This is a genomic window from Providencia sp. PROV252, assembly GCF_033676005.1.
Classification (GTDB): domain Bacteria; phylum Pseudomonadota; class Gammaproteobacteria; order Enterobacterales; family Enterobacteriaceae; genus Providencia; species Providencia vermicola.
Map to the genome: position 1 here is coordinate 233,722 of NZ_CP096295.1, position 19,992 is coordinate 253,713.

25 protein-coding genes are annotated in these 19,992 nt (G+C 47.1%); 22 read left to right on the forward strand and 3 right to left on the reverse strand.

Features of this window, described 5'->3' with window-relative positions:
* Positions 1-92: 92 nt before the first annotated feature.
* The 9 genes from M1F05_RS22590 (at position 93) to M1F05_RS22630 (ending at position 11,457) form a co-directional block, all read left to right on the forward strand.
* Positions 93-2,492, forward strand: a complete 2,400-nt coding sequence (locus tag M1F05_RS22590) for a phosphoadenosine phosphosulfate reductase family protein (RefSeq protein WP_052219362.1) — start codon at positions 93-95, stop codon at positions 2,490-2,492.
* 67 nt (positions 2,493-2,559) lie between these two features.
* Positions 2,560-2,943 carry a hypothetical protein gene (locus M1F05_RS22595; protein ID WP_166268273.1) on the forward strand — a complete coding sequence of 128 codons (384 nt, stop codon included), beginning with the start codon at positions 2,560-2,562 and terminating at the stop codon, positions 2,941-2,943.
* Positions 2,912-3,253 (forward strand): hypothetical protein, encoded by a 342-nt coding sequence (locus M1F05_RS22600; protein WP_042847060.1) that lies wholly within the window; start codon positions 2,912-2,914, stop codon positions 3,251-3,253. Before M1F05_RS22595 ends, M1F05_RS22600 begins: the two co-directional genes overlap by 32 nt.
* A 157-nt stretch (positions 3,254-3,410) precedes the next feature.
* Positions 3,411-3,800, forward strand: coding sequence for a hypothetical protein (locus M1F05_RS22605; protein WP_208201657.1), 390 nt, complete (start codon positions 3,411-3,413; stop codon positions 3,798-3,800).
* Between the two features lie 132 nt (positions 3,801-3,932).
* Positions 3,933-4,454 (forward strand): hypothetical protein, encoded by a 522-nt coding sequence (locus tag M1F05_RS22610; protein ID WP_263057246.1) that lies wholly within the window; start codon positions 3,933-3,935, stop codon positions 4,452-4,454.
* Between the two features lie 3 nt (positions 4,455-4,457).
* Positions 4,458-4,796 carry a hypothetical protein gene (locus M1F05_RS22615; protein ID WP_191901268.1) on the forward strand — a complete coding sequence of 113 codons (339 nt, stop codon included), beginning with the start codon at positions 4,458-4,460 and terminating at the stop codon, positions 4,794-4,796.
* Between the two features lie 875 nt (positions 4,797-5,671).
* Positions 5,672-6,583 (forward strand): RepB family plasmid replication initiator protein, encoded by a 912-nt coding sequence (locus tag M1F05_RS22620; RefSeq protein ID WP_042847057.1) that lies wholly within the window; start codon positions 5,672-5,674, stop codon positions 6,581-6,583.
* Positions 6,584-7,710: 1,127 nt separating this feature from the next.
* Positions 7,711-11,106 (forward strand): hypothetical protein, encoded by a 3,396-nt coding sequence (locus M1F05_RS22625; protein ID WP_042847054.1) that lies wholly within the window; start codon positions 7,711-7,713, stop codon positions 11,104-11,106.
* Between the two features lie 54 nt (positions 11,107-11,160).
* Complete coding sequence (locus M1F05_RS22630; protein WP_042847053.1) at positions 11,161-11,457, forward strand: hypothetical protein; 297 nt, start codon at positions 11,161-11,163, stop codon at positions 11,455-11,457.
* A 36-nt stretch (positions 11,458-11,493) separates the two neighbouring features.
* On the opposite strand, the gene M1F05_RS22635 is transcribed toward M1F05_RS22630, so the two are convergent.
* Complete coding sequence (locus M1F05_RS22635) at positions 11,494-11,898, reverse strand: DUF6896 domain-containing protein (RefSeq protein ID WP_042847052.1); 405 nt, start codon at positions 11,896-11,898, stop codon at positions 11,494-11,496.
* Positions 11,899-12,149: 251 nt separating this feature from the next.
* Here M1F05_RS22635 and M1F05_RS22640 point away from each other — a divergent pair, with 251 nt between their 5' ends.
* From M1F05_RS22640 to M1F05_RS22685, 10 genes are all read left to right on the forward strand, one after another.
* Positions 12,150-12,482, forward strand: coding sequence for a hypothetical protein (locus tag M1F05_RS22640; RefSeq protein ID WP_318826065.1), 333 nt, complete (start codon positions 12,150-12,152; stop codon positions 12,480-12,482).
* A 157-nt stretch (positions 12,483-12,639) separates the two neighbouring features.
* The gene (locus M1F05_RS22645; RefSeq protein WP_042847049.1) at positions 12,640-13,062 is read left to right on the forward strand and encodes a hypothetical protein; all 423 of its coding nucleotides are present in this window, start codon (positions 12,640-12,642) and stop codon (positions 13,060-13,062) included.
* 166 nt (positions 13,063-13,228) lie between these two features.
* Entirely contained in the window at positions 13,229-13,789 is a 561-nt protein-coding gene (locus tag M1F05_RS22650; RefSeq protein ID WP_042847048.1) for a hypothetical protein, read from the forward strand.
* Positions 13,790-13,928: 139 nt separating this feature from the next.
* A complete protein-coding gene (locus M1F05_RS22655; protein WP_072035184.1) occupies positions 13,929-14,498 on the forward strand; it encodes a GDSL-type esterase/lipase family protein in 570 nt (189 codons plus the stop codon).
* 98 nt (positions 14,499-14,596) lie between these two features.
* The gene (locus M1F05_RS22660; protein ID WP_042847047.1) at positions 14,597-14,815 is read left to right on the forward strand and encodes a hypothetical protein; all 219 of its coding nucleotides are present in this window, start codon (positions 14,597-14,599) and stop codon (positions 14,813-14,815) included.
* Between the two features lie 123 nt (positions 14,816-14,938).
* On the forward strand, positions 14,939-15,427 hold the full coding sequence (locus tag M1F05_RS22665; protein WP_042847046.1) for a hypothetical protein: 489 nt from the start codon (positions 14,939-14,941) through the stop codon (positions 15,425-15,427).
* Positions 15,428-15,484: 57 nt separating this feature from the next.
* A complete protein-coding gene (locus tag M1F05_RS22670) occupies positions 15,485-15,931 on the forward strand; it encodes a hypothetical protein (RefSeq protein WP_052219361.1) in 447 nt (148 codons plus the stop codon).
* 63 nt (positions 15,932-15,994) lie between these two features.
* Positions 15,995-16,795, forward strand: a complete 801-nt coding sequence (locus tag M1F05_RS22675; RefSeq protein ID WP_042847045.1) for a methyltransferase — start codon at positions 15,995-15,997, stop codon at positions 16,793-16,795.
* A gap of 130 nt (positions 16,796-16,925) precedes the next feature.
* A complete protein-coding gene (locus M1F05_RS22680) occupies positions 16,926-17,261 on the forward strand; it encodes a hypothetical protein (protein ID WP_166268283.1) in 336 nt (111 codons plus the stop codon).
* 24 nt (positions 17,262-17,285) lie between these two features.
* Positions 17,286-17,594, forward strand: coding sequence for a hypothetical protein (locus tag M1F05_RS22685; protein ID WP_166268285.1), 309 nt, complete (start codon positions 17,286-17,288; stop codon positions 17,592-17,594).
* Between the two features lie 77 nt (positions 17,595-17,671).
* Here M1F05_RS22685 and M1F05_RS22690 read toward each other — a convergent pair whose 3' ends face one another.
* Both M1F05_RS22690 and M1F05_RS22695 read right to left on the reverse strand, forming a co-directional pair.
* Complete coding sequence (locus tag M1F05_RS22690) at positions 17,672-18,088, reverse strand: helix-turn-helix domain-containing protein (protein ID WP_042847042.1); 417 nt, start codon at positions 18,086-18,088, stop codon at positions 17,672-17,674.
* Positions 18,085-18,396, reverse strand: coding sequence for a type II toxin-antitoxin system HigB family toxin (locus M1F05_RS22695; protein ID WP_042847414.1), 312 nt, complete (start codon positions 18,394-18,396; stop codon positions 18,085-18,087). The genes M1F05_RS22690 and M1F05_RS22695 overlap by 4 nt, the downstream gene beginning before the upstream one ends.
* A gap of 169 nt (positions 18,397-18,565) precedes the next feature.
* Between M1F05_RS22695 and M1F05_RS22700 the strand changes: the two genes are divergently transcribed.
* From M1F05_RS22700 to M1F05_RS22710, 3 genes are all read left to right on the forward strand, one after another.
* Positions 18,566-19,132, forward strand: coding sequence for a hypothetical protein (locus M1F05_RS22700; RefSeq protein WP_042847041.1), 567 nt, complete (start codon positions 18,566-18,568; stop codon positions 19,130-19,132).
* A gap of 119 nt (positions 19,133-19,251) precedes the next feature.
* Complete coding sequence (locus tag M1F05_RS22705; RefSeq protein WP_042847040.1) at positions 19,252-19,569, forward strand: hypothetical protein; 318 nt, start codon at positions 19,252-19,254, stop codon at positions 19,567-19,569.
* A 23-nt stretch (positions 19,570-19,592) separates the two neighbouring features.
* Entirely contained in the window at positions 19,593-19,871 is a 279-nt protein-coding gene (locus M1F05_RS22710) for a hypothetical protein (RefSeq protein ID WP_162762192.1), read from the forward strand.
* Positions 19,872-19,992: the final 121 nt, after the last annotated feature.

Genomic DNA, 19,992 nt, shown 5'->3' on the forward strand with positions numbered 1-19,992 from the left:
TAGCTAAAGAATTGTTTTTAGCGCTCATTACTTCGTCAGCTGTCTGCCTCATGAGAAAATATCCTGTAAACAAAACAAATAACAGGTGATTTATGCAGCATTCCTTCAACTTTAAAAATCCGGAACTACCTTCCATATCAGTCTTAAAAGCGGATAAGTGGCAGGCCGTATGGCAAACACTGAAGGAAGATGCCGACCTGAACTATCGTGATGCCAGTCGTGGAGTCAGCATGGCTGATCTCATCCATAATGGCACAGCTTCTATCTACCAAGCCCTTGCTGATAATTGGACGATCTCCCTCGCCTGGAGTAGCGGTAAAGACTCCGAAATTGTCCTGCACTTATTCCTCATGGCGTTGGTGCGCGCTGTTCGCGCGGGAATTCCTATTAGCCAACACCATTACCTTTTGCATACCGATACTGGCATTGAAAACCCTGAGATACGCTGGCTCGCCGATCAGAAACTGGCTGCGCTTGAAAAGTTCATCGATCAAGAAAACCTGCCGCTGTCTATTGTTCTCGCAAAACCGGGGCTCACCTCCAGCTGGACGGGGCGGATACTGACGGGGCGTGGCTTGCCCACGTTCACCAACAGCTCAGTGCGTCAGTGCTCCAACGACTTGAAGATTTTTGCGGCCAAACGCGCCAAAACGGCATACGTGAAAAGCCTGCCAAAATCCGTGGGTAAACGCGTCTGTTTGCTGCTGGGAAGCCGCGATGCAGAGGGCGTTATCCGAGCCAAAAACATCGCCTTAAAAGGCGGGAATGCGAGTCAGGTTAAGATCACAAAAGAAGGCGGCGAATTGTACCCCATCAGGCATTGGTTACAGGGCGACGTGTGGGAGTTTCTGCTAAGCGCCGGAAGCGCTTCTAAGTATCTGCTGCCGAGCTACCTGGACAGCAACAACGACACCGCTGAGCTCTACAAGGCCGCAACAGGGGAATGTGTTTGGTCGGGTTCTGAGAAAAAATCCAGTGAAGCCTGTGGGAGCCGGTTTGGATGTTGGGCTTGCCAGGCGGTCGGTCTCGATAAATCAATGGAAAACCTTCTGCGTTCTGATGACGATCGCCACGGTTACATGGCTGGGCTCAACCGTATTCAGCGATTTTTGTCCAAGCGTCGCAATGCGTGGGAAGATAGGCATCCTGTGGGTCGCACCTTGTATGCTGGAGGCTTCATCAAGGTTCAGCCTGATGTCTATTCACCGCGCTTCCTGGAGCGCCTGCTGCATGTTTGTTGCAGTATGGACTACGTTGAGCAGCTGCGTGCTGAGGATGTAGCCGATAAACTTCGATCGGGCGAACTGGAAAACACCGCCCACAACCGCCGCATGGCGTCACCTCAATTTCGCATTGTCAGTGAGGTTGCGTTAATCCATATAGACTTCATGTGGTCATTCCACCATTTTAACGAAAAACCGTTTCATGCTCTGGAAATCTATCGCCGCGTCTGGGCAAAAGGTGAGCTCGACTTACTGGAAGATGAGCCTGAAATGCCTGTCACCCCAAAGACCCCTATGCCCAAAGCATTGTGGGTCAAGGTCGGGCAGTTTGGTAATGATTCCGGTATGGATGGCCTGGCTGATCCCATCGCTGAAATGGCCTATTTTAACGGTGCCGACGATGAGCGTGCCAGCCGCATTATCAATACGCCGAACGGAAAACGTCGCGTGGTTAGCTTCAGCGAGGACAGTGAAGTGACCATCGACGCGGATGCTGCTGAGTTCATCATTTGGGAGGAATATCCTCGACTGCGTGAAGCGGTATTGGCTGGGCAATACACCTCCGGCAGTGCTGCTCAATTTTATCTGCGCTTCGGTGCAGTTTCCCTGTGCAAAGGAAAGTCAGCACTGTACAACCGCATGATGCAGCGCGGCCAAACTTATCGCAGCCTGGGCTTAAACGGCCATCAGACAATGGATGGGATTGCGTCTCGTAAAGACCTGCGTGTACTAACGACGGAACGCTATCAGTTTCTGATCGCCAACAAAGTGAACGCCAGTATCATCCGTCTACGCTGGTGGGCTAATCTGGCATTCACCATGCAGTGGCACTTGGCGAATCAGACCTCAACCGGTCAATGGATCCGTGCATCTTTGACGCGCGAGGATGAACTATCCATGCAGCAAGAGAAAAATAGGGCCAAAAACACACTTTCGGTTTTCGTGATCGGGCATACCAGTGCTTGGTGCTCGTTGAAGCTGAGTAAGTCCGGCACGTCCACTGAGCGCGCTTTTCGTCGTTACCATCAACATACTCGTCGTAATGCAATTACAAGCTGCCAGGGGCTCTCTCAGCATCTGAGAGAAGTGATCGTCAATCAACTGAAACTGGAGTATCTGCGGATGCTGTGGCGACTGGATGATGGCTTGATGCTGAAGCATGACTCCGATCCCATCACCAAAATGGCTGGGCGGGACCCTGTTGCGCTAAGCAAACACTTCCGTCTCGTGGTGAGAACAATGGAGCGCTTCGTTCAGGAGGCAGCGTGAAACGCTTAATTTCGTCGGCAGTACAAGTTGAGTCAGTATTGAAGTTTACTATTCATACAGGATATGAATGATGAAAACGAATATGACCGATGTGTTGTTAGATGGTGCGTTGATTATGGTGTTAGGGGGCGCTCTGATCGCTGGGTTCGAATTGATGCCCAGCCAGGAGAAAACCGATTCTGTCATCGCTGAATACCGAGTCGATATTGAAAAACGTGACGGGTTAAGCCTGTACAGTAACAAAAGTACCGTCCGTATTGATGTAGTGGGTGAGATCCCGGCAGAAAAAGATCTGCCTCTGCCCGGCGAGCGTGTCGCGTTGATGCTCTACGACAAAAGTCAGGCGCAAATGTGTCAGGACAATCGTTGCATGGATGTGGACGTTATTATCACAAAACCTGCTTTTTTACGGAGGCATCATGAGCCTGGCAAACAATCGGCCTCAAATTAACTATCTTAAATTAATTAAGGCGGAAAAATTCCCTCCGGGGATCTGCGTTAAGTCACTCTCGGTTTTCGAACGCGACACATTGCGCGTGGCTTTAACCATGATGGCGCACTGGAACAATTATCCGGAGTCGCCAGTCCACATGCGGCCAGAGTGGTCAGCACAGGTGTCTCGGCTCTTGATTGAAACGATGAAGGAGCGGGACGAACTGAGAGCACACTTGAAGAGTCTCGGTGCTGAAGTGCCTGAGAAAGTAGTGAAAATGTCCGACATGACATTTCAGCAACTCATGTTGAAGTGCAACTGTAGTTGAGAAATTCACCCATTCCGAAAATGAGGTTTTCATGAATCCGACACCTGAAAAAACGAATGCTGGGCCTGATGTTGATGGTACCCGCAACGCCAATATTCTGACCAACCATGCCCGACTCGTGGACATGAAAAATCGCCTTTCATTCTGGGGGGCAGGCGTGAGCTTAACACCGGATGAACAGCTGGCGCTGATCCAGTTCCGGCTTCAGCACTTCTCAGACGATGTGCTTCCGCAATGCATTAAAGAGATTGCCGATGAACTGGGGTGTAAGCCAGATAATGAAGCGATGCTGCAATCGATTGACGATCTGCGTGTAGCGGCAGGTGAACGTGAAGCTATGGCACGTCGTGCTGGTGTCACTGTTTGCGAAATGAATCTCGTATTAGCACGTCCGGAAAGTGTGGTGAAGGCAGTTCCTGAAATGGTCATTGACCAAGTGTGTCATATTGCGGCCGAAATTCACAATAGGGGGGCGGGAGTGGGGGATGATAAAGCCCAAACCACCATTGATCGCATTCGTGAAGTGTTAACCAACGTCGGCCAGTAATTTCAGTGGGTGGGATTACCCACCCATTTCCACAAACTAACTTTGTTTTTCGATTTCCGTTGTGTTTACCCCTTTGTCAGCTGCATGGGAGGCTTGATACTGAAAGTCTGATACGCAAAGGAATAAACACTGATGAATTACTCACACATTCCCATGTCTTCCCGTGAAGAGCATTATGCTTTTTTAAAGTCTCACTATCACCATGCCCGTTTTGAAGGCCGTAATAATGCATCCTGGGGTGAGGACTACTCTCAGCGTATTGCTAATAGCGACTATCTAGAATTGGAAAAAAATGGTTATGCGCTGATCTCCAATCACGAGTCTGCTACCCGTGAAGCGGTGTTCTATCATCGTTCACTGGTCGGTTATGGCACGATGAGTTTGATGTGTGATAGCGCTTGTAACGCCCCTGAGGCGATTTGCCTGCAAGTTTCAGTTCCTGCTCACTTAGCTCCAAAGATCCCTGGAAAATCACTTAGCGAGCTTTTGGCGAAGCTTAAGCGGGACATTATGGGTACGTTTCCATTGTGTCGGGTAGAACTCGCTTCTGGCTCTAAAGAAATTTGCATCGAAGTATTCCAAGCCGAAGAAGTGATCTCAAAAGAGATCGTTGGTTTCACAAGCACGATCATTTCAAATTGGTCACAAGGGTAAAATATGACGTATTTAGAAGAAGTTTTTGCAGGTGTAGAGCGAAATAAAGGGAAAGAATTGGCTGACCTGTTTCGCTCTGCTGAGGCTCAAATTGCCCGTGCTGAACAGGGTTCCACTGAATCGGATGACAATGCATATGACCTTCGTCAACAAGAAGGTCTGAAGGTTACAGAAGCATTGATCAGAGCTGGTGGTTTGTCTGGAAAGACTATTGAGATCATTCGTTATAGTAAGACATCAACTCAGGTAGAAATTCGTGATGCGGATGGTTGCCTGGTGTGGCGTGATTTTACATTCACTAATGATTTTGTTTTTGGTCTGGCAAAAAATATTGCTTTTTAAATAAATTCGATCCCGTGTGGCTACTTAAACTTTAAGCGGATTGCATTCCAGATGTCCGCTTTTCAAATAGTTATACCCATTATTCACAGGGATGATCTAATAATTGGATCTTTTGATCTAATAACTGATCTAAAAAGACCTAAGGGATCTAAGGGCGAGATTGATTAATACTATCAAAGTATTATAGAACATTTTTCCCCCGCAAACATGCTGTTTCCTCCTGCAAATATGTAAGTTCTCCTTGCAAGTATGTAAGATCATCCTGCAAACATGCATATTTTCCCTTGCAAACATGCAAATCATTCCCCTGCAAACATGTATATGTTACTTCCGGCTGTGGACAAATAAAGGAAACCAAATCCTTATAGTTAATCTTTAAAATCAATCAATTAAAGGTGGTTTTTGATTTATGCAAGAATGAAGGAAAGGAGTTATTACTGAATAATCCACTGATTTCTAGGGACGGAAAGGCATCGGTTTTTAATAGAGATGCGGAGTGAAAAAGTAGGATTTGAAATTATTTTTCCCAATGGAAATACATTTAGAGTTTTTAAAGTAAATTGAAGGGTGGTAAGGAAGTTATCCCCGTTATTAACAGGAGTGATCTAATAATTGGATCTATTGTGATCTTAAATAACTAAAAACAACTAAGTGATCTAAGGTTGATATTTTATTTTATTTTCAACCAGTTGCAGAGTTAAATTCCCTTGCAAACATGTTATTTCCCCTTGCAAACATGCAAGATCAGCTTACAAACATGCATTTTTCCCTTGCAAATATGCTGATTTCCTCCTGCAAACATGTTATACATCCCCCTGCAAATATGCAAAGGCTCAAAATGCCTGTTAACAAATAATAATATTTTAGGAATAACTATGGCTAAGGATATTAATGATTTAGGCCTGTCTGTGGAAGTAAAAAACAAGACGACGGGCGAAATTGATTACATATCATCAACAGATACGCGATCGATTCAACCTATCTCACTGCTTAGGCTTAGTGTTTTTAGTCCCGTTAGTAGCAGGGAAAAGAAAAATGTTGGTAGCAGGGTGATGGATGCTTCGGAAGAGCTGAGAAACCTTGAGATTGTTAATAGCGAAGGTTATGACAGAGTCACCATATCTGGGCCTAAATTAGATATGGATACAGACTTTCGTATCTGGCTTTCAATAATTCAGTCACTCAGTGAATATCCAATGGTAGACAATAAAGTTGTGCTTCCCTTCAGTGATTTTGCAAAGATGTGTGATTACAACACAAGGCAAATTAACAAAATCCTGAAAGAAAGGGTCGCTAAATCACTTCGAAAAATTACATCCACTTCAATATCTGTGTACAAAGATACTGGCGATGATTTGATTAGTGCTACAACTCACTTGTTGAATTTCTCCAGGGTGGATACAGCTGCAAACGAAGTTATTTTGGAATTCAATCCAAAATTAAGTGACTTGTACAAAATGGACTACAAGCGCGTTCTGAAGCTGAAGGTATTCCCTGCGATCAAAAGAAATGAAGTGGCAAAGGCTATCTATGCTTTTCTTGAAGGGTTGCCAAACAGTGAGAATAGGGTGCAGATAGTCTCATTTGAAAGGTTGATGAAGCGTTTAAATATGCGCTCAGACCCTTATAAGCAACTTGAAATGGTTAGAAGGGCAATGAAGTTATTAGAAGACGTCAAATACCTCAAGTACACTGAAGGCTATAGGGTGTCGAAAGGAAAGCGACAAGTTTTTTTCTCAATCAATTCGCGTGACCCAGATTTGTTGAAAAATACCGACCTGGATTAAGTATATTCCAGGGCGTATGCGTCCCCCTGCAAACATGTTATTGAGGAACCGTGATTTCCTCCTGCAAACATGCTGTTCCCTTGCAAACATGTCGTGGAAGGGCAGTTATATCCCCTTGCAAAGATGCTATTCCCTTGCAAACATGCAGCGAAGGGGCAGTTATATCCCCTTGCAAATATGCTGTTCCCCTGCAAACATGCAGCGGAGGGGCAGTTATATCCCCTTGCAAATATGCTGTTCCCCTGCAAACATGCAGCGGAACGGCAGTTATATCCCCCCTGCAAATATGCTTTTCCCTGCAAACATGCAGTAGTAGGCTGAGTTTATCCCCTTGCAAATATGCATTCCCCTGCAAACATGCAGCGGAACGGCAGTGAATTTCCCCTGCAAACATGTAGGGGAGGGGCTGGAGTTTCCCCCCTGCAAATATGCTTTTCCCCTGCAAATATGTAGGGGAGGGGCTGGAGTTTCCCCCCTGCAAATATGCATTCCCCTGCAAACATGCAGCGGAACGGCAGTGAATTTCCCCTGCAAATATGCTTTTCCCCTGCAAACATGTAGGGGAGGGGCTGGAGTTTCCCCCTGCAAATATGCATTCCCCTGCAAACATGCAGCGGAACGGCAGGGAATTTCCCCTGCAAATATGCTATTCCCCTGCAAATATGCAGCGGAACGGCAGTGTTATTCCCCTGCAAATATGCTATTCCCGTGCAAAGATGCAGCGGAACGGCAGTGTTATTCCCCTACAAATATGCTATTCCCCTGCAAACATGCAGCGGAGGGGGCTGAGTTTACCCCCTGCAAATATGCTATTCCCCTGCAAACATGCAGCGGAGGGGCTGAGTTTACCCCCTGCAAATATGCTATTCCCCTGCAAACATGCAGCGTAGGAGCTGATTTTACCCCTTGCAAGTATGCTGTTTTTCGCAGACGCGTAACGATGGGGCGGAGTTTCCTCCTGCAAACATGCAGGTGAATGAAGGTGGTTTCGCCCTGCAAACATGCGCTGGTCAGATCCCTCTATCCCTATTCAAATATGTCTTTCTGTGCGCCTGTGACCTATTCGTCAGCTGTTCACTACGTGTAAAGATAGTAATAGAAAATGAATCACAATTGAGGGCAGAGCCATGACAGGCATTGTAGTTCGTGAAGAACACGTCGAACGTATCCAGCGTTTCAACTCACTTCAAAGCGGGCAATATTGGCGCGCAATGCAGGATATCCCAGAAGAAGCTATCCTGATGGATGAGGTACTTCTCATCGAATCCCTACGTTGGGTTGAAAATCAGCTTCATACCGTCATCCTCCGCGCACATCCGAAGCACTACGAGCAATACGCAACCTTTGTCACAGTAGACAAAGACGGCGTTTCTCACAGTGTTAAGCGAACTGTCAAAGAGCACCGATTCTTGTTTAATGACTTTGTTGAGCTTTTTGTATTCGCTGATGATGCGCGTCAGATCCGTGATGCTGAAGTCGCATTGTGCCAGCAGCGTGTTACCGATCTAACTCAATCTCTGTCGAAGTCTCTCGCTAACCCTGAGGCGATGAAAGCTATTGTGACAGAACGTATTGAGCAAAAAGCCGCAAAGAAAGGTGTAAGTGCGAGCACCATGCCTGCTATCAGTAATAACGCTATTCGCCTGGCTACAGGCTCGGTGGGTAATGCTATTGCAGCGGGCGTGACTGAAGCCGATATCAAGAACATGCGTGATGCGGCCGAGCAAAACCATCAAATAGCGACAATCCAATCCGAGTGGATCCAAGAGCGTAATATCGAAATTACAGCGGCAGTTCAGGCTGTGGTGCCTTATTTTGCCGAAATGGCAGCGGCGCAGCTGGCTGCAACAGAAGATGCGCGTTCTCAGGTTGACAAACTGATGGACGGTATCAAGTCTTTAGATCTCTATATTGGCAAAGACGTCAACGTGAAGGTGATCCGTAAAGGGCAGTCCGCTCCCAGCAATGAGCCTCTGACCTTTGTTCAGCAGAAATTGATGGTCGATGAAGAGTTGGCCATCTACCACGACTTAAGTGACTGGTTCGACTTTGGTGACCTGGACAAGTTCTATCAAGCGCTGTGCAATACCCATGCGCTGGTGGATCAAATTTTCCCTTCGCCGCGCTGCGTACTGGTCATGGCAACGACTCGCCGCTATATCGACTACAAAGACCGTATGGAAAACCTTATTAATAACAGCGAGAATGCCAAGGTATTCTTGATGGTTCGCGACGGCGAAAACCTGTATCGCATCGTGTCCCCTGTGGAGTCTCACCTGGGTGCGAACATGCTGTTCCCGTCTCGGGATGAGCAAGAGCGCTTGTTCCGGGGGATGGATGGGGAACAAATTAAATTCCAAAACGTCGCTTATTCTGATCGGCTGAAGGCGCATGAGCGCATGGCACTGCACTACAAACGTTTCCTGATTATGTGTTGTGGGCTTGACCATCGGGAACAACTATTTGGTGATTTCTACGACCGGAGTCTGGGTCTGAATTTTGTGTCGATGAAATTCCAAGAGCAACATTGCCGCTTCATTCATGATGCTGACGGTACAGGCATGCTGAGTAACCCAGAAAATAAAAAGTATCCATCCTTGGCTGGTTTCATCGAATGGGCAAACAGTCACCTACGTAGCGGCTCTCGTGTGATGTGCCAATGGCATTCACTGGCGAACCCAGAGACTGCGCCAGGTGCAGCCAAAGAAAATGACGATCGTTCCTATGGTTCCTTTAGTTTTACCGTGGACTTTAAAGACGACCGCAACGTAGCTGTAGCCTTTATCAAAGACGGCCTGTTGAATGTCAAAGCGCCAGTCAGCAAGACCAGTTATAGCAACAAGAGAGGAAGTGTGACGCGTGACTATAACGTCAACGTCTGTATCGAAAAGTACAACAAACAGTGGAAGGAAGACGACGCACGTTTGCCTTACCTGTGCCTGGACGCGGTCACCGCTGAGCATCTGGAGCACTACATCTATTCTCGGGCTGTGCGCTCGGACCACACCTACTACATTGCGCTGTTCAAATCGTTGGCTAAGTACCTACGAGAAGAGCGTCAGTCAGAGCAGAAGTCTCGCGACCTGCTGAAAGCAGCGCTGGTGGTAGGGCGTGTGGGGAATGAAGCCGACCAAGATACCGTTATCGACAAAACAGTCATGGCATGGCGTGCAGCGAACCGTGGAGCACCTTTGGCAGAGGCGATGGCCGACAAAGCGCAGTGGGAAAACCTGCTGGGCGTGATGGACATGATCGCCTGCCGGGGCATGAATATGCTGCCTCAGATAGTCGATTTTGCGCGCATAATTAAGGCCGCACCTTTGCGCCTCATTGTGAACACGAATGGTAAATTATCGTTGTACGTTGCGCCAACGGATGGTGAGCGTGATGATCGGATAGAGCCGCATATCTGGGTGCAGCGCATTAACTTCAACCTGACGAAAACGGGAATCAAAGAAGGCTCACGCAGCTGGGTGAAACTGAACGCCTCGAATGTGGCGGAAACAACAATTTTTGAATGGCCGGAGGCGGAGGCGTGGAAGAATCTGAATGCTGCTTTTGGCAGTTATGAAGAAAAACAGGAAGCGTTTAGCTTTGTGGAAAGCAGAGCCGGTGATCTACATCGTTTAAACCCAGCCAACCAAAGACGTCTGGCGGAAATGTCTCATCTTTGGAAAGAAGCTTACTACGAGATGAACTACGTTCATGAGACGGGTGGGCAAGTCCAGGTTCCAGCTTTGATGATCCCGATCGGCATCCGCATTGAAGGCAGTGAATGGAACTTTGTGTACGTGGGCTCTATAAGCCGATCGGTACACTGCATCTATCAGTTGCTGGAAAGTGAGAGCGCCAAGAGCGGTCTGGCGGAGATGTATGCATCGTTCTACAAACACCCTGAAGGGCGCATCAAAGAACTGAGCACAAAGGCTGCTGACATGTGGATGTTTTCCTCTAAGGAAATGCCCGACGTGAACATGTTCAGCACGAACAAGGATCTCGAATACAGCGGGCTGGACTATTCACTGAATAGCAACTCTGTATCCGAAATACACAGCTTTGATGTCCGCTGGCGCTACGCACAGGAATACGTGTCACATCCACATCGTTCTAAGAGCACGCTGTGGCTTGCAGAGAGCCTACGCGATGAAAGCGGCAGGCCTATGATCGATACACTGCTTGGTAGTCCTCACCTCCACCAGGATGCCCCTGTCGATGTGATTGAAGTGACGTTGCCTCAGCGTTATGACGATCCGAATAAAGCGAAGATTGCGAAGACAAAAGCACCATTCAACCATGCTCATTGGTTCGATATCTGCCCTGTTGGGTACAACGAAAATCAATGTCTGGAGGGCATTATTGCACCAGTGAAAACCTTTACCAGGATGACTTTTGCCAACAAAGAACTGGCGTTGCATTACATCTTTTCGCGTAACTCAGAAGCGAGAAAATACCAGACCGGTTACTTCTCCGAGGTGGAAGTGCCATTGCCTGAAGGCGTGACACGCTGGACAACGCGTAATTAATACAGTGTATGAATAGCATTATCAACCGCCCCTGAGGGCATTTAGGAGGTGAATGTGTCTCAAGAATATAACCCGATCCCGCGCAATGTGATGTTCACGGAATTCCTTCAGTTACTGGAGGAAGACGGCTTACCAGCCAGTCACCTGGAAACCGTCCGTAAAATTTTTGCGGAGATCACCCAGCAGGTGAATGAATTTGGTCCGGAGCGTGGTGCGTTGTTGGCACTGGCAGAGGCTCACTCACCGTTTTACCGTGATTTGAAAGCTGAAAAGGACTTTATCAGCGGCGTATTAAACATGCCTATTTTCTTTCACGGAGTATTAAACATGCCTATTTTCTTTCACGGATAAGTAGGCGATATGTGTTTTTATAGGCCGGTTTCCGGCCTATTGCTGTTCATTTAGATAATAAAGAATGTAACCAGAATAAAGCAGATTGCTTTTCGTTATTTCAGCGTCGAAACATTGCTTTAATTCATCAGGTGTTTGAAATCCATATTGGCTTAAATTGTCCTTTGCAAAGCCGGATAAGCGCCAAAAATCGAAACCATTGAATTCCCCGTGTTCTCCAAAATCAAAATCGATAGTGCCCGTTCGTAAATGCACGGCGCATCCGTAACCATGTTTGAAATACCTGATGCCACTATGCAACTCCCCGCTTTGTGGAATGCTGTTTCCTGCCCACGCGTTATTAGATATTGGCAATTCGAACCCTGAGAGCTTCATTAACTCAATGGCTTCAGAAACGCGTTTTAAATAATCATTGATTAGGTCGCGAAGACGACTGTCCATATTAACCACCTTGTTATTAATTTTAATCAAAACAATATCCTCGCTAGCGGTCTTGTCAAGTTAGAGGGGGCTTGATTTTTAAAATGAGGATTAGAAATTTCATTACCGGTTGTCTACGGGGGACAATATCCTGGTCTACCACAACACTTAAGCGAGGAAATATGATCACTTTATTCACCGCAGTGGCTTCTACCTCTGGTGGGGCGCTCTTTTTCATTTGCCTGGGCATTACCTGTTCAGCGATAGCCATGTTGACCGCGAAAGGAGTCAAAGCAAAGATCGCTAAAATTGGCCTGGGTATCTTAGCGGGATATTTCCTGTTATTTGTTGTGACTAATTCAGCGATGAAAACGCAGAAATCTGTCGCAACCTCCATCGCGAAACGCGTACCGTTACCTACTTTCCCCATCGCTGATGCAGAGGCAAATCAGCTGAAGTCTGAGTATCTTGAAGCTATTGCTACTGCGTCGTTGTTCAGCGAGCCCATGCCAACCAAACGTATGATAGCCGTTCAGGAAATGGCGGAAGCACTGGCACAGGAGCAGAATGAAAGGTTGATTCGGATCATCAACGGGAAAGGTTAAGTTGCCCCGTTTTAATCGCTCACTTCGGTGGGCATTTTTTTGCCTGAAGCAAAACCAATCACAAAAGAAATAATTCAAAATAATATAGTTTACGCTATTCGTCAGCGGCTGAGGTCATGGTTTACTAATTACATAGAAACCAACAAGGCTGAATGAAATGAACGACGTGAAAATGGTTAAAGTATTGAGAGATAATACCTTCTGTCACGCTGCGTGGATGGATTTTAAAAAGGTCTTAGGAGAGTCACCTTTTGGTGTTTTCCTGGAGTTTGTAGACCCACGCAATGGTGCATTAGTTCAGCTGATGTTTCCATTCTGGTGCAAGCCTCAGAAAACGTATAAGCCAATGGGTAACGTGTTTATGACCCAATGGCACGGATTAACTCTGACAATCCCGCCCGACTTTGATTGGTGGGTTCAGGCTCAATCTAACGGCATTGGAATGCGTCGTATCGACCAGAAAGTTCAGTTTCTAAAGCACGGGGAATATGTGGAGGTAAATCTGAAAGTCGAAATGGCTACAGTCATTCGCGTTAACCCAGTGTTTTCACCCGAGTTCGACGCTGCCACACATGCTTAGCGTCTGATCAATGAAGTGGGCTTCCCAAACCCACGATACCCCTTAATGCCCATCACCCTCGATGGGCATTTTTTATGATAAAAATCAGCGTGTAATCACTTCGTCAGCGGTCAATCTCATGCTTGAATGATTGGGTCAACAAAATGAATAAACCGAGGAAGTTACGATGACCCCATTAGTCAATGCAAACGAAAAACGTGCTGAAAACCATTTAGCTTCAGCAATCCGTTTCAACGGTTCAGTAGTGACTGTCCGCGAGTGGATTGACGCGTTGATCGCGCAAGGCTACAAGCCAAACGCCAAGGCTGTCCTGAAGGGCAAAGAAGCCAGCCGTATGCAATTGCACCGCTGGAACAATGCTCAGCAAACTGAGCACATGAAAAAACGTGCTAATGCTGGGACAAAAATTGAATACACGATGTCACATGAAGAAAGTGGTAGTTTCTATGACGTGAAAAAATTTGCGTTCGATTACGCTGTATCAATAGCAGGACCGGAATATGGTGAGCCAGAAGACCGTTGCTTCATCGTTTATGCAATTCCTCAGCTACGAAAAGGTGCTGAGTATGAGCGCTGTGTCGCGGCATACAAGCCCGTGTTTGCTGAGGATGAACAGCGCGCTTTGAACATCCTGCGCTTCGACTTTCCTTCAGCAAGGATCTTGTGGTTGGGGATCGCTAAAACTCAAGAACAAGCTTTGTCTCTGGCCGAAACCGCAATGGCCTGATGAGGCGTGCTAAAAAGTTCGACTCCAAGCCTGCACCAGATGGTGTGGGCTTTTTTGTCCGCAAAGCGTCGGCCTTTAACGTGGATTAAAAAAGTATCTTTTTTAAAATCATCGGCAGTGTATCGACCTGGAAATAGTTATGAAAACTGCCTTATTTCTTACCCTGTTCCTGCCTGCAATATCATTGGCTAAGCCACTGTTTATCGGTGATAGCTTAACCTATACCCTCGCGACGAGCGCAAAGAAGCACATCCCAGTAGACGGCCTTTATAAGGAGAGCACAGGGCTTACCGACCGCAGTTCGGTAAAGTGGAACGATTATGTTCAGACAATGAGTTTTCAGGACTATGAGACCGTGGTTATCTCTCTGGGGGCTAATGACGGCATCGGTGCAAACCAAGTCACGAACTACCAGCAGAAGGCAACACAGTTTATCCAGCAAATCCAGCAGAGCAACCCCGGTGCATCGATTATCTGGATATTGCCACCTGCAATGAAGAATCCTGCCACCGAAGCCGCCTTGGTAAATACCAGACAAGCAATCCGTCAGGCGGTGGATGAAACACAGATCGCTTTTTTCGACCCCGAGGTCGCTATTGGGCGTCAGTTTAACCTTACCGTGAACGATGTGCAGGTACGAACCCATGACGGGATACATTACACGAGCAAAGGTAGTGATTTGATAATTGGGAGGCTGTTCAACCAGTAAAAACAGGGGGAATGTATTTTATTTTGAACCTCTTTGTCAGCGCTGAACCTGTGGGATGATCTTCCTATCGAACCAACTCGGGTTTAAAAGGAAGATTCATGGGTGCCAACCGTAGAAACAAGTTTGGGGTCAGCCGTCGCTTTGCTGTCCGTTATGACCGGGCAAATGATCCGGAGTATATGGCTTTGGTTGAGCGATACCAGACAACTAAGCGATACAGCCAATCGGGCAAGGCGGGTGATGACGACCACAAGGAAAGCGTTCGCGCGCTTCATCATTACCACGGGAAAATAGCTGTGGAGTCCTTCCGGAAATAACATTTTCACTACTCGATATTGTTTCTCAAAATAATCTCTTTTCTATTATTCGTCAGCGGCTTAGGTCATGTTTTACTGGTTAAGTAAACAAAACAACGATACCAATAAGAAAAGAGGATTCACATGTCAGATAAGCAAGAATTTATCCAAAGTTTTATCGTCACGTTTAGTGCAGATGCGCCCATTGGATCCTTGCCCAAAGAAGGGTTGGAGTTTTTCCATTCATCTAATCGCAGTGTCTCATTCGGTTTTAATCGACTAAGTGGAAAAGAAGCGATTGGTAGCTTTCTTAGAGCGTTTAAGCCAGACCATGAGTTTGTGCAGCAGCTGGATGAACTGCTTGCGGCTCCTACGCCAGATGAAGGGGCATTGGAGGATTTGCGTGGTTGGATCAATGCGATGGAATGGACGGCAGAAGAGCTGTTGTATGAGCTTCGCAGCGTGGGGGTTATCTCCATTGTCATGAATAGCATCATTTATCGTGGCGCGTTTTTCCACACTGAAGTGACTGGCGCTGCCTATATCGGTGGAAAAATGGAATCGCTGGAATTGAGTGGGGAAACAGTCCTAAAGCAGCTTCATCAAGAGTTAAACGTACAGTACGTAGTCTGACACCTAATCGTTCGGTCTGATCGCAGGCCGAACATTATCGCAACGAGGAAACCCGTTATGAACCAGCTGAAAATCGACAAGCTAAAACAGCAATACGTTTTCACTCAAGACCGTGGTGTTTTCAAGGTCGGGATAGCCCTGCTGGCGAAGCGTGCAAAAGCCGTGGCTCAGTGGATGGGGGTTGTCGAACCGAAGAGCAAAGCAGGCTCTTTCGAGCATTACACCGAGTGTATGGCAATGATGGAAAAAGGCCATCAGTACGCGAAGCGCACCGGTTTGCAATGCACTGGGAACCTGAGTCCTCAGCTGGTGGGCTATGAAGGCGAACGGGTATCCGTTGTCGATAATGCTGGGCATACCCGAAGTTTCTGGGTTGCACGCACTCTGGGATGGATGCCAAGCCATCTTGAAGTTGATCGTCTACCAGCCATGTTCTGGCAGGACAACGATGAAGACGACGTACTGGCTGCTGAAAGCTATCAATCCGTCGTAGTGATCGGGTAAAGCAATTTAAGCCGTCAGCGTGGGGCTGGTGGCTAATTCAATATCAATAAATTGGGGTAAGAAATGCAAGTATCAAATGACGTCCTCGCAGTTCTGTCTGAAGCGCGTGTGGAGGGCAACAAACTCTTCCTGGAAGGCCAGCTGGATCGTCGCCTGTACACCAACACCAACAAGGTGCTTGAAGCCGCTGGTGGGAAGTGGAACCGCAAAGAGAAAGCCCATATTTTTGATGGCAGTGCGGAAGGGCGTATCGACGACATTATCCTGTCTGGATCGGTTGTGGTGCCAAAAGACGACTTCAACTTTTTTCCAACGCCGGAAAAAATCATCAATACGATGGTTACCAGTGCCAATATTCAGGACGGGGATCGAGTGCTGGAGCCGTCCTGCGGTGATGGGCGTATTGTCAAAGCTGTGGCTAAAGCGGCAAAAAACCTCAATATCGTGGCTGTTGAGCTGGATGAAAAGCGCGTTCAGCAACTGAACAGCGACCCTGAAATTACGTCGCTGGTAAACCCTGAATTTACGGGCACAAGCCTTGAACTGGTCAATGCTGATTTTCTCAGCCATGAAATGGACGAGAAATTCGATGTCATCATCATGAACCCGCCTTTCAAAAATAAGGCCGACATTAAGCATACAAACCGAGCGTTGGATCTGCTGCTTTCAGGTGGGGTGTATACGCAAGGTGGTCGCCTGCGGGGCATTTTGTCTGCGGGCGTGCTGTTCCGTGAAGATGCCTTGACCAAGGCCTTCCGTGAGCGTGTGAAACTGCTCGGGGGCTCATTCACTGAACTGGAAGACAAAGCTTTCAAAGAGTCCGGCACGATGGTCAAAACTGTTCTACTGGAAATTGACCTCTAACAGCCAATGTCAAAGCCGCCTTCGGGCGGTTTTTTCGTCAGCGATATCTGCTGAGTGATACTGGAACTTCCCGATACCGGGGGGGAACGCCATCCAAAGTGAGGCGCTGAAAAGAGCGCAGGGGGGATAGATGAAGCCACGAAACATTATCAGCGTAAATCCGAATTCAACCGTCTTTGGCGGCCAGGGTAGTTGGGTTAACGAACACTTGCTGGAGGTGCTGATTAATCGCGGCATGTTCAGTTCGGCGTTAGAGCGATATCGCCAGAGGGGTAAAGGGGTGATGTCTGTTCCCGTACATATCAGCATCCGGTTGTTTGGGATCAGCGTATCGGGTGCGCACATGCTCATTACGCCGTATGGCCTGGTGTGCAAGTTCGATGATAACGAGTTGGGTGAGAGCTACTCATTCGACGTGAGTGGTGAAGCGCGAAAGCTGTGGAAAAGCGTTTGCCATATTGGCTGACAAGTTGGGGTTAAGGGGGTTGTCATGCTGGCACTACTGATCGGCACTTTAACGTTGATGACATTGTCCTTGCTGGTGCTGTGTGGATTGTATGCAAAGTACCAGTATCACGAAACACACAAATTGCCAGGGCTGCGAAGTCCAGTGGTTGTGTGTCTCTCGTTGGCGGTTAAATACATAGGCCTTTTTGGTTTGATGTTGACGGTGACAACGGCTTTCCTAGACTCGTTTCATATCCCAGCTTCAGGGGGATTTGTGTTGATAGCTTTCGTGCTGCATGCGGGTCTTGGTGCGACCTGTACTGTTCTGCACAACCGGCAGCTAATTCGGTAAGATTGTCCACTGAATCAAAAAAGAAACCCGCATAAAAAGCGGGTTTTTTGTTAGTGTAGGAACTCGATTGTAACCGTTTAGTCTATGAAAATGGAGGCAGGGATATTAAAACGCGCAGACAGTTTTTTAATGTGCTCCAGTGTTAATCCTCGTTCACCGTTGAGGATGCGGCTAACGTATGAGCGCGAACCGAGCTCATCTTGAAAGTCTGTCGTATTAAGGTGGTATTGATCCATCAGCGTTCTCAATGCTGCTACACCGCCATTGCTTTTTGCTAAGCGCTCGTTAAATTCAGCAAATTCGGGCGCTGTTTTTTCATACGCATCAATCTTCGCGCAAATCAAGTCGATAAGCGGGTTGTCTGGGTCATTTTCGACAAGGTGCTCAACCAGTTGAACGGCTTTTTCATAGTCTTCGCGAGAATGGCTGTTTCCCAATAACGGCACAATGCTTATCAGGTTTTGTGCTGCGTTTACTGCATCTTGAAACATCATGCTTTTGTTCTCCGGTAGTGATCAGTCAACCTATCGTATTCAGCGTGGGTTGTTATATGTTTCACGAATATTTTCCCCCGGTCAAAGTCGGCAAAAAACATCATTCTTAATGAATTGCCACTGATGTCGATGACCCACCATTTCTCTCTATACTTCATCCGATCAAGGCTGGGGAAAACCTTTTTAAGCTCATCAGGCGTTTGATAACTGTCGCGCTTGAGTGTTCGATATATGTCAGATAGCGCCTGAGCACTGTTTGGAAATCGCTTGGATGCCTGGTCAAAAGGTTCTCTTGATATTACGTGCATTGCATCTCTCATGTTTCCTATTTGTCAACATTGTAGCATCTAAACTATTGGTTGCCAATATGGCAACTAATAAATTAATTATTCTGCTATCTATTCTTCGTCAGCGGTTGAGGTCATGCTTCAATAAAGAGGTAAACAAAACAAACAATATCAATAAAAGAGGTTTCTTATGTACTGCACAGTCAAAGAGTTAATCGCGCACCTGTCCACAAAAAATCAATACGATGTTGTGCTTTCCAAGCTGTGGGATACTGAAGACATCCACCAAGTTTTGTCTGACAATGAGATGGAACCCATTTCTGAATATGAGGCACACAAGGCGCTTCAGCTGGTGGATCGCACTCATGATGCAAACATCGGCATTACATGGGATACGCTGCTCTGTGCAGTGGAGTCGCCACGAAACCTAACAGCTGAGCAATATGCGCTGGCTAATACCTGCTTTACCGTACCTCGCGAACTGTACTCCGTCTGTAACGAAGTGACGCTCCCAGCTGGGTCAATTACCGTGGAGTTTGATGCGTTTGAGCTCCGCTCAGCTATCGCCACGTCCAAACTTACCATTGCAAAAAAGCATGAGCTCGGTGGCTTTGTTAAATCAGTTTCCGGCAGCTGTGATACACCCGCATTCCACTGGAGTGTTTACGCAGAGTGCCGCAACGGAAAATGCACGATCTGCTTGCAGGATAATTTCCAATCCAAAGAATATCGTTGGGTCGAAAAGAGCCTGCAATGAAATAGCGCTGTAACGCTTTCTACGATGCGATGTGGTACTCATCGCATCATTTCGCACAAAACATCGTAAAACTGCTGAGGATCGCCATGAGAGAGCCTCAGGGCATGAAAGGGTAACCAATGCTGACTGAACTTAAACTCCAAGATAATATTCGCTGTTTGAACGTAACGCTGAAATTTGACAAATCCGCGCTGATCGACGCTTTTGCTGTATTGGAAAGAAACCCGCAATTCCTCCATGTTGTCATCTATAGCGAAGCGACGTTCGACGACTTTGATGACTCGGATGAGAGTGTTGAAAACTGCATGAGCGACCCCGTTCTGGCGGTATGGCGATCTGGAGCGTGTATAACTTGGATAGACCGTGCCGATGACACTGAATTTCAGTGCGATTTGCCAAGCATCAGTGTACTGAACTCTACGAGGGATTACGCGTGACCAGTGAAGAAGCCATTAAGCATTTGAGACGCAGTATCTGGGACTTGTCAGGGCAAAAAGAAGCGCAGGCTGAGCGTGTGCTGGCTTACCTGAAAGTGCGTGTCAATCGCGCCAAGGGGCTGGTGGTGAATCCTATTAGCCCAAAGCCGATGACATTCATGCAAGCGATAAGACTGGGCTATATTCGGCAGCAAGGCAACTGGAAAGATGCGCCCTGGGTTTTCGATAACCGCATCATGCCCTCAGCTTCAGCTGCGTTAGATGAAGCTAACAGACAACTCAAAGCCCATTGGGCAGAATAGCCACCCAAACAAAAACCAGTACCTGTGTTGGGCGCTGGTTTTCACTTATCAACTTTTCAACAAGCTAGATCCTAATAATTAACCTAATTAGTTCCTAACAGATCCTAAAAGATCCCTGTCG